Origin of the sequence: Lactiplantibacillus plajomi, from assembly GCF_005405405.1 — a bacterium.
GTDB lineage: Bacteria > Bacillota > Bacilli > Lactobacillales > Lactobacillaceae > Lactiplantibacillus > Lactiplantibacillus plajomi.
The window spans coordinates 14,231-31,346 of sequence record NZ_BJDZ01000033.1 but is presented as its reverse complement, the minus strand read 5'-3'; the positions used below and the strand labels follow the sequence as shown (position 1 = coordinate 31,346).

The following is a 17,116-nucleotide window of genomic DNA, read 5'->3' as shown; positions in this document are numbered from 1 at the left end:
CTTCGGCCGTGAATTTGCTTCTAGGCATAGTAAAATCCCCTTAGAGTTGATAGACGAAATTATAGTTTTTCATCTGTCAACCTTAAGGGGACTATAGCAAACATCCAGCTCGGCGCCCTTTTTTTATTTAAAGCCACTAAACCCGCCGTTCGAAAACTGATTCAGTAATTGTAAATCATGGTACCAAGCCTCATTCTTAATAAACTTATTCTGGCGATTAATGGCGAACGAACCGTGAACGGTATAGACAAAAATCGTTTCAGCATCCGCTCTGCTCAGCCCCGTTCGCTTCTGAATGGCCGGTACCATCCGGTCATGCTCGTGAGTCAGAATCCGCCCAATAATGTACTCACTTAACGCCGGGTCCATTAATAAATCGTGATACTTATCCGAATCGGCGACCCGCTGACAAGCCGCTAGCTGGGACTCATTTCCCTTGAGTTCATCAATGGTCGTCGGGGCACTATCGCTAACCATACCGACTTGGCGACCACTGAACATCAGGGCGTCGTCTAGCACGGCGTTCAACACCCCACTCAAATTATCATAGTGCAGGTAAAAGGTTGACCGTGTGATGTCGGCCGCTCGGCAAACCTGCACCACCGTAATATCTTCATAACTCTTCTGCTTGATCAACGCGATAAAGGCGTCCTTAATGACCGTTAACGTGTATACCGTTCGCCGATCCATTTTTCGTACTGGTTTTGACATGCTGATTCCTCCTTAAATTCAAGACAGTTTTAAAAATCTGTCCACCAACGGACACTTCGTCCGCAACTGTTCTTCACTTTTAACGCTGGTTTGATTATCCTAGTCGCATCAAGTTCATGACAACCTGTCCATAACTAATCATAACGTAAAGGAGTCTTACCTGTATGTCAAACCTCCAGACCGCTAAACAGCTTTTGAACGCCGCCGACGCCGTCTTAATCAGCGCCAGCAACGGGCTTTCAATCAGTGAAGGTGTCAATATTTTCGCTAATAACGCTGACTTCCAACGCTACTTTGGCTCGCTAGCCACCGAATACGGCATCACCAGTATTCTGCAAGGTGCCCAGGTGCAACTACCGGACGAGGCACGCCAACGCTTTGACCATCAACTACGCCGCTATTTAATTTATGATTACGCGGGGGCACCCCAGTTCCAGCAATTACAACAATTAATCGGTCAGCGCGACTATTTCGTCATCACTTCGAACGCTGATCAGCATTTCCAACAAAACGGCTTTGATTCCACCAAGATCTGGGAAATCGAAGGCAACTTTTTTGATTTAGCCATGCAGTCTCCGGCTTGGCAAGCCCAACAGCGGCGTTTCCAAGCGTTCGTCAAAAGCCACGCGCAGCAAAACGTCGTTCAGTTAGAACTGGGCATCGGCGCGGCTAACCGGTTAATCAAGTTACCGTTGATGCAGCTAGTCGCGGCACAGTCGCAATGGCACTACCTGACGCTTAACCTCGCTGACCAGATCAATATTTTACCTAGTATTCAATCCCGCAGTACCGCCGTCGCCGGCGATTTGACCCAAACCCTCAACGCATTAGTAAAGGAGCCCTAAAAATGAACCAAACCTTTTATGAACAACTCGTAATGAGCACCCAGGTGAACTATTCTAAGTATTACGGTGTTTACGCAAGCGGTGGCACCCCCATCAAGTTAACCGAAAAGCAGCCGTTACCTTACGCGCAACAAATTGCAACCTTTGCTGAAAAGCTCAAAGCGGCCGACCACGTTATCGTTGGCGGTGCCTCCGGCTTATCGGCCGCTGGCGGTGGTGACTTTTACTACGCCGCGACCCCGTCTTATCAGCAAGCCTTCAAGCGCTTTTACGACAAGTACCACTTCAAGGGCGCCTTTGCCGGCATGCAGCACCAGTGGGATAGCCGTGGCGAATTCTGGGGTTACCTGACGACCTACCTGCACACGACGCTCCACGCCGCCGTTCGTGAACCTTATCAAGACCTCAAAGCCATCCTGCAGGATAAGGATTACTTTATTCTGACGACCAATCAGGACACCCAGGCCATCAAGGCTTTTCCGGAAGATAAAGTCGCCCAGATTCAAGGGGACCACCGTTTCTTCCAGTGCAGTCAGCAGTGTCACGATGACGTCTGGGACGCCACCGACCAAATTGACACGATGTACGACTACTTGGAACAACATGACACGACCGTCCTACCTGACGACCTGATCCCGCGGTGCCCCGACTGTGGCGCCGAAGCCTTCCCATGGGTTCGCGGCTACGGGAACTTTCTTGAGGGCAGTCGCTACCAAGAACAGTATCAAAAGATTTCGCACGACGTTGATGTCCACTTACATGACAAGCACGTCCTCTTCATCGAACTTGGCGTTGGTCGCCTGACACCAATGTTCATCCAGGAACCGTTCTGGGCGCTAACCAGCAACATGCCCGGTGCTTACGACGTGATGGTCAACCGTGACTACCAGTTCTTGCCACAAGCATTGGAAGATAAGGGAACGGCCATTAAACACGATATTCGCCAAGTTCTAAAAGACGTCCGCCAAGAACTAAATAAGTAGTGTCCATTTTGATTTATTGGCCCTGACACCGGTGATGAAAGCGGTTATACTAAAAGTATCAACTAATCGAGGTAATCAGCTATGGAACATAACCGGGTCTTACGCCTACAACACGGTATCAACTTCCGCGAACTAGGCGGCTACCAAACCACCGCCGGAAAAACCGTTAAGTGGCAAAAACTATTACGCTGCGGCGGGATGTCGCTCTTAACCAAGGCCGATCTGCACTACTTGGACCACTACGGCTTACGCTACGACATCGACTTACGGCAGGAAAGTGAGACCAAGCTCTCACCCGACCGCTACCCTAAGCGCACGACTTACCTAAATACGTCGGTCTACCCGTTTGCCGATAACCGCTGTTTCGACCGTCATCAAAAGAAGCTGGTCAAACGGCTGGTCGCCGATGAATCCTTTGGCGCGCAAACCTACGTCCAGATGGTGACTGACAGTCATCCGGTCAAGGTCTGGCAAAAGTTCTTTACCACGCTGTTGGCCAACACGGAACCGAACCAGTCAGTCCTGTTTCACTGTGCCGCCGGCAAGGACCGTACCGGCGTGGCCGCCGCACTGATTTTAACGGCACTGGACGTTCCCCGCAAAACGATCTTACAAGATTACCTGTTGACCAACGCCGTCTTCATGGCAGCCGACAGCATGGACACCGCAACGATCATTACTAAGGCCAACGCCGGCGACTTAGCCAGCCAGTTCAACGTCGAAATGTCGGTCGAAGTCGCTAATTTAAAACTCGTCTTCTGCGTCTTTGACGAACTTTACGGTGGCGGGATTGGCTACCTTCACGAGGTACTCGGCTTATCGGTCGCCGACATCAACGATTTAAAAATGCTCTACTTGGACGACTAAAAATGGGACCTGCTAAACAGCGGGTCCCATTTTTGGTTACTCTTATAAAATTGGTGATAACAAGCGGGAGAAAGTTTGCTTGAACTTCAACCACAGCGGTTGGTTCTTAAAGTCTTGTACGGTAATCAGGCTACTTAGATCCTGATCACGCAAGAAAATCGTTTCTAATTGTTTGGCCAGTTCCGTATCGTACAGGAAGGCGTTGACTTCGAAATTCAACTTAAAGCTCCGGAAATCAAGGTTGGCCGACCCGACCGAGGCCACCTGCCCATCGATTACCATCGTCTTAGCGTGCAGAAAACCATTATTATAGTAATAAATCTTAACCCCCGCTTCGGCAAGTTCGTGGGCGTAATACTGCGTCGCCCGGTACACAAACGCGTGGTCCGGTTTATCCGGCACCATGATTCGCACGTCGACGCCCGACATGGCGGCAATCCGAATCGCATCCAGCACCGAATCATCCGGAATCAAGTACGGTGACTGAATCCATAACCGGTGTTGCGCGGTCATAATCATTTTAATGTAGCCCATCTTAATTTGCTGACCGTCGTTATCGGGACCACTGGACACGATTTGTAACGACGTGTCCCCCTTGACCTTGATCACCGGAAAAATCTGTGTGCTTGGCTCGATCCGGTGGTCCGCATCGGTGGCGTTCCAATCCCGGATAAAGCGTTCCTGTAATTCAAAGACGCCGGAACCCACGATACGCAGGTGGGTATCGCGCCAATACCCAAATTTTTCGTTACGGCCCAGATACTGGTCACCGACGTTAAAGCCGCCAACGTAACCGACCCGGCCATCCGTCACCACAATCTTGCGGTGATCGCGGAAGTTCAGCCGGAAATCAAGGACTGCTGAATGCGCCCCTAAGAACGGCCGGGCGTGGCCCCCCAGTTCCTCTAAGTGTTTAAAGAAACTCCGGAAAGTCCCCATCGAGCCCCACGGATCATACAGCACCCGGACATCAACCCCCTGAGCAGCCTTACGTTCCAACAAGTGCAACAAGTCGTTACCAATTTTATCGTTATAGAACGTATAATACTCAATGTGAATGTGGTGTTTCGCGGCCTCAATATCCTGAAACATTGCGTGAAACTTCTCGTGACCGTCCGTAAATATTTTGACCCGGTTCTTGCGGCTCAGTAACGCCCCGTCCGAGTTCAAAAACAAACTGACCATGCCGCGCACCGAACTAGTCACCGCGTCCGCCGGCATTAAGTCCGACCCCAGCTCTTCGCGTTGCCGCTGAATCATCTGATCCAACCGTATTTGCGTCTCTTTTTTCAACCTAAACAAACGGTTTTTCGGTAACTTGCGGCCGATAAAGGCGTACGCAATAAAACCGGCCACTGGAATCATAATAAGAACCAGTAGCCAAGCCCACGTCGCCGCAATGTCCCGCCGGTCACGAAAGACCGTGAAAACCGCTGCCACCGCGTTAATGATAACAATCGTATTAAAAATTGGCAGAATAAATTGCAATGAAGGCACCCACCTATTACATGATAGCCCCATTTTACCGCATAACGCATTGCAATAATAATCATTTGTGACCGTATTTTTTGCATTTCATGATAAAAACCGTAATAATCAAAAACAAGGGGGAACTCACATGCAACTATTTCTAGGCATTCACGGGCTCGGCCCCATCCGAACCTTCCACTTAACGGAACGCGCGGTCGGCCCACGCGCCGCCATCGGCATCTTACTGGTCCTCATCGTCCTTGCCATCGGCTACAACTACTACCGCCGTCACCGTTAACCATTCACAACAACCAATGATTGAACACCTACCAGTTAACGGTCGGTGTTTTTTTATTTACCACTCATGACCAGTTGTACACTTTCAACATAAGAACTAACTTTTATGACTAGCTATTGCTAATCTGCCAATCCACTCCGCCTGCACGAAAGCAAGGCTGTGGCACGCTTAAAAGCCAATTCAAAGCTCGTTTAAAGGGGCGGCAAGTAATTCTATAAATGTACTAAAATTTTAAACAACCACTCTCATTAATTAGTGACAACCATTCAATAACTACTCACCGACCCTTGGAATTACTTGGCCACCTCCTTTTGAAATTTTGTTGAATAACGTACCATGATTAGTTTAATGCGTCATCTGTATGAAACTTATTTAAAATCTTAATTCCCTTACTTTGCTTTTTATTTGGAATTAAATCTTTTCTAACGGCAATCTGGACGTACATCCACCTTTTTTGTTCCTCAGGTAGTCTAATGACCTTAATGTGATGATTATCTTCAACTAATTTATCAATGACTAGGGCAATCCCAATCCCTTTTTCTACTAGTTGGATCATTAATTGCCTAGATTTTGCTGTAAAGGCTATTTCAGGTTTAAACCCGGCGTTATTGCACAAAGATAATAAAACTTCCCTGGTGTAGTTTCCGGATTCTCGAATCAAAAATTTTTCGTGTTTTAATTCATTTATTGAAATAGTATTACGGTACGCAAAATGGTGAGAATTAGAAACAATCATAACTAACTCACCTTTTGCAATATTATTAATGACATATTTAGGATTACTAACTGGAGATGACCATGAATAAACCATAGCATCTAATTCACCGTGATCTAGTTCTTTGAAAGCTGTCGAGGCTAGCTCATGTCTAGTGTCCAACATGTTAATAAGTCCCTGCTGATTGAATCGTTCGACAATATCGGCCATGTAACGATCACCACCAAAGCCACAAAAAGCCACTCGTAATAAGCGGTCGTTAGCATGTTCAACATCATATTTCAGCTTTCCTAGTTCAGCTAATATCTCTTCAGATTTTAAGTACAATACATGTCCCGCATTCGTCAGCATAATTGCACTTTGATTACTAGTCTGATAAATCAACTTATTGTGAAATTGTTTTTCTAATCTTTTGATAGTCAATGAGATGGTCGGTTGGGTTACATCAAAATACTCAGCAGTTTTAGTAAAGCTTTTCAATTTTACTAACTCATTGAAAATTTTTAAATCTTTATCTTTCATTACGTCCTCTTTATAATATTTTTTTATAAACAAATTTTTGTTTATTATAACCCTTTTTAGAAAAATACGCCTTAAACACTGGTATTATGGCGTTCTTTTACTATGTTAGTTATTAAAAATTTAAATTGAGTAAATTTGCACAAAGAATCTTCTCTTATATGATGTAAGTGTTTACAAATCAATTCTATTGAGGAGGAAAAAGAATGTTAACTAATAAAATCAAAAAGTGGGATGCACAGTACGATGTTGTCATCGTTGGTTTTGGAGGAGCCGGTGCTTCTGCTGCTAGGTTTGCCGCAGATCACGATGCCAAAGTTTTATTAATTGATTCCGCCCCTGAGGGTCACGAAGGCGGTAACACCAGATATTCTGGCGGTGATTTTTCTTGGAGTGATAATTTCGATGATTTAAAAGATTACTATATTCAAACTTATTATCCATTTAAGTATGACGAGAAAGTTCTAAATACTTTCGTTGAAAATGTCTGCAACATGAAAGAGTACGCCAGAAAACACTTTGGCATTGAGTCTTGGTACAGTGGTCATCGTCCTAACGGTGAATATCCTGAATATCGGCATTCAGATTCAATGAAGTCCCAATTTATTACTCATGGCGAATACAACAGTGCCTTTTGGAAGTTTCTTAGAAAGCAAGTCTATCAACGCTTAGATAAAATCACAATTTGGTATGATTCCCCTGCTGAACACCTAATTCAAGATCCAGATACCGGAACCGTTGTTGGCGTTCAAATGAAGCGTCAAGATCAAGATATAAACGTTCATGCAAAGAACGGCGTGATTCTAAGTTTGGGGGGCTATGAAAATAACCAAGATATGGTACAAAACTTTTTAGGCCAAGGTTCACTAGCCCCCATTGGTTCACTCTACAACAAGGGGCAAGGCATTAAACTAGTAATGGAAATTGGTGGTCAATTATGGCACACCAACTACGATAGCCACGGTTTTTCTTTAAATCATGGTGATGCGCGCGAGAAATTCGCCTATATGATTCAATGGAAATCATTATTTAACGGAAGTATTTTTGTAGCCGGCGACGATGGCACCAGATATTATCGTGAAAATGAACAAGACCGTCATGGTTTTAAATATAATCATGGAAATTGGGTACAACCGGTTAATCAAAACCATCCACACATCATTTTTGACCAAAAACAATATGATTATTTAATAAATGATACAAGTGAAAAATCTGGTCAGATTAAGCAATTATTGTCCTATGCCATCAAGGCAAATTCAATTCAAGAATTAGCAACTACTATTAATACACCTAAGCTAGAACAAGCAGTCTCAGACTTTAACTTCATGGTTGGTGCTGGTAGAGACATTTATCTTAATCGTGAAATAAAGACGATGAGAATTTTTGGCGACGGTCCCTTCTATGCTATCCCGATTCGTCACAACATTTTACACACTCACGGCGGCGGCCGTCGGAACAGTGAATGTGAAGTTTTAGACGTCAATAATCGTCCAATTCCACATTTATATGAAGCCGGTGAGTTTGGTGATATTTTTGCGACTAAGTACATTGGCTGTAACTCCCTAGCTGATCTATTAATCTCTGGTAAGATAGCCGGAATTAATGCTGCCAAGCCAAAAAGTCATCAACTAAAAGTTGACGCGGTAACTAGTGCATCCCAAACACCAGATTACCTAAAGACGGATGCTCATCAAAGCCCAATCAATTTCCCTGTTGATCATAACCAGGGCATTGGTATCAGTGCCAACGGTTTAAGTGAAATCCCAATTGTTGTTCGTACGACGGTCGATGATAATAAGCAGCTTAACAAGATTGAAATTTTGCAAGAAAAAGAAACGCCATCAGTTGGTGAACAAGCAATTAATAAATTATCCCAGCAAATGATGAATCAAAAGGATGCCAACGTTGATGCAGTTTCCGGAGCCACGATTTCAAGTAATGCATTTAAAGATGCTGTTAATAAGGCCTTGAAAAATGTTAATGGGGAGGCATGACCATGATTGATTGGTATGCAGTTGTCATTACGTTAGGCATGTTAGCCATCATCATGTACCTACTGTTGGCCAATAAAGCGGGTGTAATGATTTGTTTCGCAGTCATTCCTGTAATCGCTGCATTCTTACTAGGTAAAAATGTTACTCAGGTAGGTAATTATGTCAGTAAGGGGCTACAAACAACGATTCCTGTCGCGCTGATAACGCTGTTTATCGTACTATTATTTGATGTAATGTCGGATGCTGGACTCTTTAACATTCTGGTTGGTTGGCTTGTCAAACGCACCCATATTACGCCAGTCTCAGTTACGATTCTGAATATTATTGTTTGTTTAATTGCCGGCTTAAGTGCCGGAACAACTTCAGTAATTGTGATTACAATTCCATTAATGCTCCCGTTCTATCAAAAATTCAAGATGAGTAGAATGTATTTGTTATTCTTAACCTCTGTGGGAACAGTCTTCGCGTATGTTTGGCCTTGGAGTGACAAGATGTTGCGTTCAGCTTCCTTAATTCCTAAAGTTAATAACGCTCCAGCCCAATTGTTTATGAAACTACTACCGGTTGATGCCATTTTCTTAGTTCTAACAATTGTGCTGGCTTACTTGATTGGCATTAAAGAAAAGAACCGTTTAATCAAGGAAGAGGGCGCAGATTTCATTGAAAAAATTTCCAAATCCTTCGAAGAAGAATCTCGGCCTTCGGTTATACAAGATAAAAACAAAGAAGATCTAGCTCGTCCAAAACTTTTTATATTTAACCTAATTTGGATTTTATTGTCCGTAGTAAGTATGATTGTCTTACCTTCTTTCCCATCCTATTACTTATTTGCTGTTGGCTTGGTCGTTGCCTTGGCAGTTAACTATCCAGACCTCAAACTACAAAAAAAGATTCTCAAGAAGCATGCTTCTGGATTGCTTCCAGTAGTCCCGACTATCCTGCTTTCAGGGGTTTTAGTTGGTGTCATGGAATATAGTGGCATGATGAATCAAGTCTTGAAGGCCTTTATTCAAATCATTCCAAGTCAGATTGGTCCATGGATCTACATTATCTTAGCTTTGCTAGCAATTCCTCTAATGTTAATGTTCACTAACGATACTTGGTACTACGTTCTTATCCCATTAGTAATGGGCTTAATGGCCAAATACGGAATTGACAACATGATTGTTATAGCAACTCTATTCATGAATATGGGTGCTCTGGTTGATCCTAAACGCCCTCAGGTTTACTTAGCGATGGACCTAGCTGGTGGCGAATATAATATTTCTCAATTTTACCGGCTGATGTTTCTACCAATGACCGCTTGTCAAATTGTTTGGGTCTTACTTGGCGTCGTGTTAGGTGCATTTAGGTAAGCGTAATCGAATGACGAAAAAGATATTTTTTATTTCGTTCATTGTCCGTAAACCCAGTTTGCATATTCGAAATTATATTTATTCGGAATCCCTATACTGAGTTGTTCGTCTCCCTTTATAGCAACAAAGTCATTCAGAAATCACTCCAATTGTCTTTGTATTAGAAAATTACGCTTTTTGGTTCGATTTCATTATAAACTGTTATTTTTAATCTCTACGTGTATTTTCTTAAATAACGGTACCAAATATAACAACAGAGTGAACCCCACGCTTGATATTTAATCAATCTTGGAGGTTCACTTTTTTAAAATAATAATGTTGATTGTTATTTAGAAAAGCATGGTGTGAAGTTTTCTTAACGTGACTAGTCGTGGGAACCCTTACCAGTTATTACAACTCAATTCATTTATACAAGTTGCATCATTACTGCCCGCCGACGACCAGCCCAAGCCTGCAGGGAAAGCGGGAACAGTCCCAGCGGTGAAGTTTCACTTAGTCGCCGTCCTTTGGCGAGTTAGTGAAAGCCCGGCGGTTAAGACCTGAACTTTGGGCTTAACCCCGTGGCCACCGCGTTCCGGACTGATGCCCGCTGACCGAAAGGCTGGCAAGGGACCACTAGCTTCGAATCGATTACCAACTACTAGAATGAGTTGCTGGTATCCATCTGTTTAGTACGTCTAATCCTGTGTACTTAACAGAAAAATATAACAACGTGTTTATTCACTGCTTCTCATCCAATAAAATTTAATCACGACCGCCTGCCAACGACCAGCCCAAGCCTGCAGGGAAAGCGGGAACAGTCCCAGCGGTGAAATTTCACTTGGTCGCCGTCCTTTGGCGAGTTAATGAAAGCCCGGTGGTTAAGACCTGGGTTGTGGGCTTAACCCCGTGGCCACCGCGTTCCGGACTGATTCCCGCTGACCGGAGGGCTGGCAAGGGAACACAGACTTTGAATCGAGCAACGGGCATTATAATTTAAGAATCGTTTTTCTTCCGTTTAGTACGTCTAAGTCTGTATTCCTTCCAAATCGAGTTGGTAAGAACCTCCCAACACCACGTCAATAAACCTTACTTACACATTAATTCAACTGAATTAAGTTATGGCACTAGTAAGTCGCTGAGCCGTTAATACTACTAGTAACGGGACTTAACGGTTATTTATTACGTTCAAATGGATAAAATTTAGCGCTTTTAACTAAAAATAGGCAATTTTTTGAATGGATTAGCCATGTTTGATTCGTTAATCGTCATTAAAATAAGACGTAATCAATCGAATTGGGGCGAGTTATATGGATATATCACATAATCGATTACTTCGTAAAAAGGATATTCGCGCGATGTTGCATTATCATAGTCCCCTGCATAAGGAAATGAAGACGTTTGACCTGACGATGTTGGGAATCGGCGCGATTATCGGGACTGGGATTTTTGTTTTGGCTGGGACCGGGGCGTTAACGGCCGGGCCGGGGCTGATGATTTCGTTCGTGATTGCGGCGATTGCCTGTTTGTTTGCATCGCTGTGTTACGCGGAGTTTGCGGCGATGGTGCCGGAAAGCGGGTCGGCCTATACTTACTCGTACACGACTTTGAGGGAAATCGTGGCGTTTATTATTGGTTGGGATTTAATGTTGGAATACTTATTTGCCGTGTCGACCGTTTCGGCGGGCTGGTCCGGCTACTTTCAATCGTTTTTGGCGGGTTTCGGGCTTAAATTACCGGCAGCGGTTAGCGCCGCCTTTGGTTCAACGCCCGGAGTGACCAGCTATTTTAACCTACCAGCGTTTGTGATTATCATGTTGATCACCCTCCTTTTATCCGTGGGGGTTAAGGAAACCAAGCGGGTCAATAACGTCATGGTGGTCGTAAAACTGGCGATCGTTCTGTTATTTATTTTTACCGCGGTCCGCTTTATTAAGCCGGCTAACTGGACGCCGCTATTGCCATTTGGGATGAAGGGCGTCTTTGGTGCCGCGTCGAGCGTGTTCTTCGCGTTCATCGGCTTTGATGCCATTTCGTCAAGCGTGGAGGAAACGTTGGAACCGTCCAAGACCTTACCACGGGCGATGTTACTCTCACTGGGAATTTGCACCGTTCTTTACGTAGCCGTGTCAGCTATTATGACGGGCGTTGTGCCGTTTCGGCTGTTCGCCAACTACATTGACCACCCGATTTCCGCCGTGCTTCGCTATTCTGGGCAAAACTGGATCGCGGGAATCATTGATCTTGGCGCTATTTTAGGAATGACGACCGTCATGTTAGTTTGCTTATACGGGCAAACCCGAATTTCATTTTCAATGTCGCGGGACGGCCTCCTACCACCAATTTTTAGTGCAATTAGTAAGCGGACCGATGCGCCGGTGAAGTCGACCATCCTCTTCGGGACGATTGCCGCTATCCTGGGTGGCTTTATTCCACTCGCTGAATTGGCCGAACTGGTCAACATCGGGACTTTAACCGCCTTCGTGCTGGTTTCGTTCTCGATTTTACACTTACGTAAGACCCAACCGGATTTACACCGGCCGTTTCGAACACCGTGGGTCCCATTTGTACCGGTCATGTCGATTATTTGCTGCGTCTTCTTACTGATTAATTTGAAACCAATCACTTGGCTGCAGTTCGTCATCTGGTTATGTATCGGGATGGTCGTTTACTTTAGCTATTCGATCAAACATTCGAAGTTAAACCGGGCGTCCCAGAAGTAATTGGGAAAGTCCAATTTGCGGGTTGCAACGTTAAGGTTGCGACCCGTTTTTTTATCCTCACGAGAAATTTCAGTTACCAAACAAAGTCGGTGTTAATTATGTCGCCAAAGGTCGTGAAACTGAATAGTTAACCAGCTATTTTCCGTACTGGTCGGGTATAGTATGAGTCACTAATAGCTCGTCAGATATGGGAGTGTCATTAACTTATGGAACAACAAAAAGTGCAGACCCGCTCACTTTTCGGGATGCTAATCACGTTGGGGGTCGTTTACGGCGACATCGGGACGTCGCCACTCTACGTCATGAACGCCATTTTGAACGATAACGGGGCGCTGAAAAACGCGACGCCGGAATACGTTATTGGTAGTGTTTCACTAATTTTTTGGACCTTGATGTTAATTACCACCGTCAAATACGTGCTGATTGCCTTGCGGGCTGATAACCACCAAGAGGGTGGCATCTTTGCGTTGTACGCCCTGGTCCGGCACCGGGCGAAGTGGCTGATTTTCATTGCGCTGATTGGCGGGGCCGCGCTGCTCGCTGACGGGACGCTAACGCCGGCCGTAACGGTGACTTCCGCGGTGGAAGGTTTACGAATTTTACCCGACTTTGCCATTTTTAACGAGCTGCCATTACTGATTCCGATTACAGTCACCGTGATCCTACTGCTGCTCTTTATGATTCAAGGGTTCGGTACCGCGGTTGTCGGGCGCTCGTTTGGTCCGATCATGTTGCTCTGGTTCATTGCGATCGGCTACTTTGGTATCATCAACATCGGTCAGGCGCCCGAGATTTTACGGGCGTTTTCACCGGTGTATGCCTTACAAATTCTGTTCAGTCCAGTTAACAAAACGGGGATTTTTATCCTCGATAGCGTCTTCCTCGCAACGACTGGTGCCGAAGCACTATATTCTGACGTTGGGCACGTGGGCCGCGCCAACATTGATACCACCTGGCCACTGGTCTATTTAACGTTGATCTTGAACTACCTCGGTCAGGGTGCCTGGGTCATTAGTCATTACCAGCACGCCGCTTGGCAGAACGCCACGAACTTGAACCCCTTCTATGAAATGATTCCGACTAACTTACGGATCGGAATGGTCTTGCTCGCCACACTAGCCGCCATTATTGCCTCGCAAGCGCTGATCACGGGCTCCTACACCTTGGTAGACGAAGCGGAAGGCTTAAAGTTTTTGCCCCGCATGAACATCCGCCATCCCAGCAACGTTCGTAGCCAAATTTACATCGGCGCGGTCAACTGGTTACTGTGCGCCGGCACGCTCGCCATCGTTTGGATTTTCCAGTCTTCCGCCCGGATGGAAGCCGCTTACGGCCTGGCAATTACCTTAACCATGTTGATGACTACGATCCTACTGAGCCACTGGATTGCGATGAAGAGCCACCCAATTTTAGGCGTGGTCGTCTTCGCGGGTTTCGGCTTACTCGAAACGATTTTCCTGATTGCCAGCCTGACGAAGTTCCTGCACGGTGGCTACCTGACGCTGGCGCTAACGCTAGCCATTTTCCTCGTCATGGTCACTTGGTTCTTTGGTAACCGCCGGCGCCTCAAGTACAATCGGGCCAACGAGCTCGTCAACATCTTGGATTACCGCCAGCAACTGATCGAACTCAGCCACGACGACCGGATTCCGATGTTTGCCACCAACCTGGTTTACCTAGCCAAGGTTGACCGTCATCACCGCGTCAAGCGCTCAACGCTCTACTCGATTCTGGACAAGCGGCCGAAGCGCGCCGAGGTTCACTGGTTCATTACCATTAACGAAACGAGTCGTCCGTACGACTGTAATTACAGCGTTGATATGCTGGGTACCCGCAACATCGTGGAAGTGCAACTTAACTTGGGCTTCCGTAAATCACAACACATTAACTTGTATTTGCGCCAAATCGTCAACCATTTAATCGATAACCACAGCATCGACCCGCAACGCAGCCGTTACGGTACGATTGCGTCACGGCGGGTCGGCGACTTTAAGTTCGTCATTCAAAATCAGCAAATTATGGACCTAGCCAGCTACCCGGTCACCCGCCAATCCGACCGTTTGTTCATCGGCGGGCGGGTGCTGTTACAAAACATTACCCCGTCACCGGCCGTCTGGTACGGGCTGGAATTTAGCGACGTGCTGGAAGAAACGATTCCGTTATTCACTACGCCGGCCACCGACCCGACTTTAGCCAACCACGCCATCCGGCACACCCGCCAACCCGAACAGGATTCAAAGCAAAATGATTAGTCGACCATTGACATTTTTAAGTAATACCAGTAATATAGGGTCAATAATTAAAGAACGATTAAAAGATGAGTAATTAGTGTAACCGCACAGCGAGTACCGGGTTGGTGGAACGGTATCGGGGCAACTAACGAAGATGGTCTTGGGTTCGGTTCGTTAAAGCGAGCACGCGTGTAAGCTTTAACCGGTATAACTAGCCGTTAACCTAGTTGGTAATTGTCCGCGGACAGTTATTTTGAGTAGTCGCAGCTTGCGACTAAAACCAGGTGGTACCACGGCCCAGCGTCGTCCTGAATGATGGCAACATCATTTCGGACGACGCTTTTTTTGTTCTTCATTTTAAACAAGGAGTGGATCAATATGACAACAACTTTAACCAAAACCGCACCCTTCCGTTACGACGTGGTCGGTAGTTTACTACGCCCCGCCAGCTTAAAGGCCGCCCACGCGGACTTAGCCGCGGGTAAGATTACCGCAAAGCAGGAACTAGCCGTCCAACGCAAGGAAATCAAACGAATCGTCGACGAACAAGTCAAGCTGGGCTTAAAAGCCGTCACCGATGGCGAATTTTCACGCAGCTGGTGGCACCTGGACTTCTTATGGGGTCTGACCGGCGTCGACAAGTACGACTACCACCAAAGTTACAAGTTCAAGGGCGACCACACCCGTACCGATAACGCTGAGCTAACTGGTAAGGTCGCGTATAACCCGAACCACCCGTTCTTCGAGGCCTTCTCTTACTTACAATCACTGGTCCCGAACGGCGTCCTCGCTAAGCAAACGATTCCGTCGCCGACGATGCTGTTCCGCGACAACCGCAGTGATAATTGGTCAAAATTTTATGACACTTGGGACGCGTACTTGGCAGACGTCGCCAAAGCTTATCACCAAACGATCGAACACTTTTACGAACTGGGCTGTCGTTACATTCAGTTAGACGATACCACCTGGGCTTTCTTGATCAGTAAGTTAAACGACCCGCAAGCGGATCATCAAACCTACGAACGCTGGGCAACTGACGCGGTCACCGTAATCAACGCCGTGTTAGCCGACCTGCCCGCCGACTTAACGGTCACGACCCACATCTGTCGCGGTAACTTCAAGTCGACCTACCTCTTTTCTGGCAGTTACGACGTGGTCGCACCGTACTTGGGCCAACTCAACTACGACGGCCTGTTCCTCGAATACGATAACCAACGGGCCGGTGGCTTTGAAGTCCTCGACCAGATTTGGCACCAAGACCAAAACAAGCGCATCGTACTTGGCTTAGTGACCTCCAAGTTCCCCGAACTGGAAGACCCCAATGCCCTAACCGCCCGGATTCAAGCAGCCAGTGCGAAGGTCCCTTTGACTAACTTGGCACTTTCGACTCAGTGCGGCTTCGCTTCGACCGAAGAAGGGAACCAACTAACCGAAAGTCAACAATGGGCTAAATTAAAACTCGTCATCGATACCGCTAAGTCCGTCTGGCAAGACGCCTAAACCAAAAATCACGTTTGACAACGACTAATCGTTATCAAACGTGATTTTTTATTAGCGGTTATACCGCGCCCGCCAGCGCCGAACCTTCGTCGGCCGGGCTGCACGTTCCTTAACCGGCGCGTTGATCAAGATAACGCCGGCTACGATCGCCGTAAAGCCGACTACCTTTAAGCCGGTCATAATTTCACCGAAGGCCATGATGCCAATCAAACCGGTAACCGCGGTACCCGCACCGGCCCAGATCGCGTAACCGATACTCAGCGGTATCCGGCTAAGGGCCCGGGAAAAACTAAAAATTGCTAAGCCGTAAAGCAGCATCCCCGCGATGCCAATTACCGGGTGGCTAAAGCCCGCCGATAATTTCAATAAGCTCGTTCCAATAATTTCCATGCCAATGGCAATCACTAATTGTACCCATGCTCGCATATTCAATTTTCCCCCTTTTTAAACGTTCAGTAAGATCGCCCCGATCACGATGGCAATCAGGCCGCTAAACCGCGCTAAACTCAAGCGTTCGCGGTACACAACGACCGCTAAAATCACGGTCGAGAAAGTACCGAAGCCGGCCCACATGGCATACGTCACCCCGAGTGGTAACTGTTGCATTGCCAGCGTTACTAAAACTAACGAACTAAAATACCCGACTAAGACCATCACCGTGGGTATCACATTCCGAAAACCGTTCGCACGCTTTAAGAAAAAGCTGCCTAGAACCTCCATAAAAATGCCAACAAATAATAATACGTATGCCATTTTGCTCACCTCACTAAAATTTCAATTGTCCTACCATTCTACTGGCTTTTTTTTAAAAAGGCAATCAAAAGATACGCCTGGCTAATTAGATTCTCATGATTATGTCCACTAGCGAGCCGATAAAAAAACCGGGTTGCCAACGTTCAGCAACCCAGTTTTTAATTCAATTTCAA

General features: G+C 46.2%; 14 protein-coding genes and 1 other annotated feature. Of the genes, 9 read left to right on the top strand and 5 right to left on the bottom strand.

Going from position 1 to position 17,116, the window contains the following annotated elements; translation table 11 throughout:
- Positions 1-123: 123 nt before the first annotated feature.
- Positions 124-711: a TetR/AcrR family transcriptional regulator gene (locus tag FFM82_RS11915; RefSeq protein WP_137646029.1), complete on the bottom strand. Its 588-nt coding sequence runs from the start codon at positions 709-711 to the stop codon at positions 124-126.
- A gap of 164 nt (positions 712-875) precedes the next feature.
- Between FFM82_RS11915 and FFM82_RS11910 the strand changes: the two genes are divergently transcribed.
- The 3 genes from FFM82_RS11910 (at position 876) to FFM82_RS11900 (ending at position 3,406) form a co-directional block, all read left to right on the top strand.
- Complete coding sequence (locus FFM82_RS11910) at positions 876-1,556, top strand: hypothetical protein (RefSeq protein WP_137646028.1); 681 nt, start codon at positions 876-878, stop codon at positions 1,554-1,556.
- Positions 1,557-1,558: 2 nt separating this feature from the next.
- Positions 1,559-2,539 (top strand): SIR2 family NAD-dependent protein deacylase, encoded by a 981-nt coding sequence (locus FFM82_RS11905; protein ID WP_137646027.1) that lies wholly within the window; start codon positions 1,559-1,561, stop codon positions 2,537-2,539.
- Between the two features lie 81 nt (positions 2,540-2,620).
- Positions 2,621-3,406: a tyrosine-protein phosphatase gene (locus tag FFM82_RS11900; protein ID WP_137646026.1), complete on the top strand. Its 786-nt coding sequence runs from the start codon at positions 2,621-2,623 to the stop codon at positions 3,404-3,406.
- A 42-nt stretch (positions 3,407-3,448) separates the two neighbouring features.
- Here the strand turns inward: FFM82_RS11900 and cls are convergent, their stop codons facing one another.
- Positions 3,449-4,927 carry a cardiolipin synthase gene (gene cls, locus FFM82_RS11895; RefSeq protein ID WP_170178294.1) on the bottom strand — a complete coding sequence of 493 codons (1,479 nt, stop codon included), beginning with the start codon at positions 4,925-4,927 and terminating at the stop codon, positions 3,449-3,451.
- A 97-nt stretch (positions 4,928-5,024) separates the two neighbouring features.
- On the opposite strand from cls, the gene FFM82_RS13590 reads away from it, so the two are divergent.
- Positions 5,025-5,174, top strand: a complete 150-nt coding sequence (locus tag FFM82_RS13590; protein WP_170178293.1) for a hypothetical protein — start codon at positions 5,025-5,027, stop codon at positions 5,172-5,174.
- Between the two features lie 340 nt (positions 5,175-5,514).
- Here FFM82_RS13590 and FFM82_RS11890 read toward each other — a convergent pair whose 3' ends face one another.
- Positions 5,515-6,411, bottom strand: a complete 897-nt coding sequence (locus FFM82_RS11890; protein ID WP_137646024.1) for a LysR family transcriptional regulator — start codon at positions 6,409-6,411, stop codon at positions 5,515-5,517.
- A gap of 203 nt (positions 6,412-6,614) precedes the next feature.
- On the opposite strand from FFM82_RS11890, the gene FFM82_RS11885 reads away from it, so the two are divergent.
- The 5 genes from FFM82_RS11885 (at position 6,615) to FFM82_RS11865 (ending at position 16,190) form a co-directional block, all read left to right on the top strand.
- Complete coding sequence (locus FFM82_RS11885) at positions 6,615-8,402, top strand: FAD-binding protein (protein WP_137646023.1); 1,788 nt, start codon at positions 6,615-6,617, stop codon at positions 8,400-8,402.
- A 2-nt stretch (positions 8,403-8,404) separates the two neighbouring features.
- Complete coding sequence (locus FFM82_RS11880) at positions 8,405-9,757, top strand: SLC13 family permease (RefSeq protein WP_170178292.1); 1,353 nt, start codon at positions 8,405-8,407, stop codon at positions 9,755-9,757.
- A gap of 1,289 nt (positions 9,758-11,046) precedes the next feature.
- Positions 11,047-12,459 carry a branched-chain amino acid transporter BcaP gene (gene bcaP, locus FFM82_RS11875; protein WP_137646021.1) on the top strand — a complete coding sequence of 471 codons (1,413 nt, stop codon included), beginning with the start codon at positions 11,047-11,049 and terminating at the stop codon, positions 12,457-12,459.
- 206 nt (positions 12,460-12,665) lie between these two features.
- Positions 12,666-14,711 carry a KUP/HAK/KT family potassium transporter gene (locus FFM82_RS11870; protein WP_137646020.1) on the top strand — a complete coding sequence of 682 codons (2,046 nt, stop codon included), beginning with the start codon at positions 12,666-12,668 and terminating at the stop codon, positions 14,709-14,711.
- A 48-nt stretch (positions 14,712-14,759) separates the two neighbouring features.
- Positions 14,760-15,004, top strand: a binding site (T-box leader).
- A gap of 64 nt (positions 15,005-15,068) precedes the next feature.
- Complete coding sequence (locus FFM82_RS11865; RefSeq protein WP_137646019.1) at positions 15,069-16,190, top strand: vitamin B12 independent methionine synthase; 1,122 nt, start codon at positions 15,069-15,071, stop codon at positions 16,188-16,190.
- Between the two features lie 51 nt (positions 16,191-16,241).
- On the opposite strand, the gene FFM82_RS11860 is transcribed toward FFM82_RS11865, so the two are convergent.
- Together FFM82_RS11860 and FFM82_RS11855 are read right to left on the bottom strand one after the other, a co-directional pair.
- Positions 16,242-16,616, bottom strand: a complete 375-nt coding sequence (locus FFM82_RS11860) for a DMT family transporter (RefSeq protein WP_137646018.1) — start codon at positions 16,614-16,616, stop codon at positions 16,242-16,244.
- Positions 16,617-16,634: 18 nt separating this feature from the next.
- Complete coding sequence (locus tag FFM82_RS11855) at positions 16,635-16,943, bottom strand: DMT family transporter (protein WP_137646017.1); 309 nt, start codon at positions 16,941-16,943, stop codon at positions 16,635-16,637.
- Between the last annotated feature and the right edge of the window lie 173 nt (positions 16,944-17,116).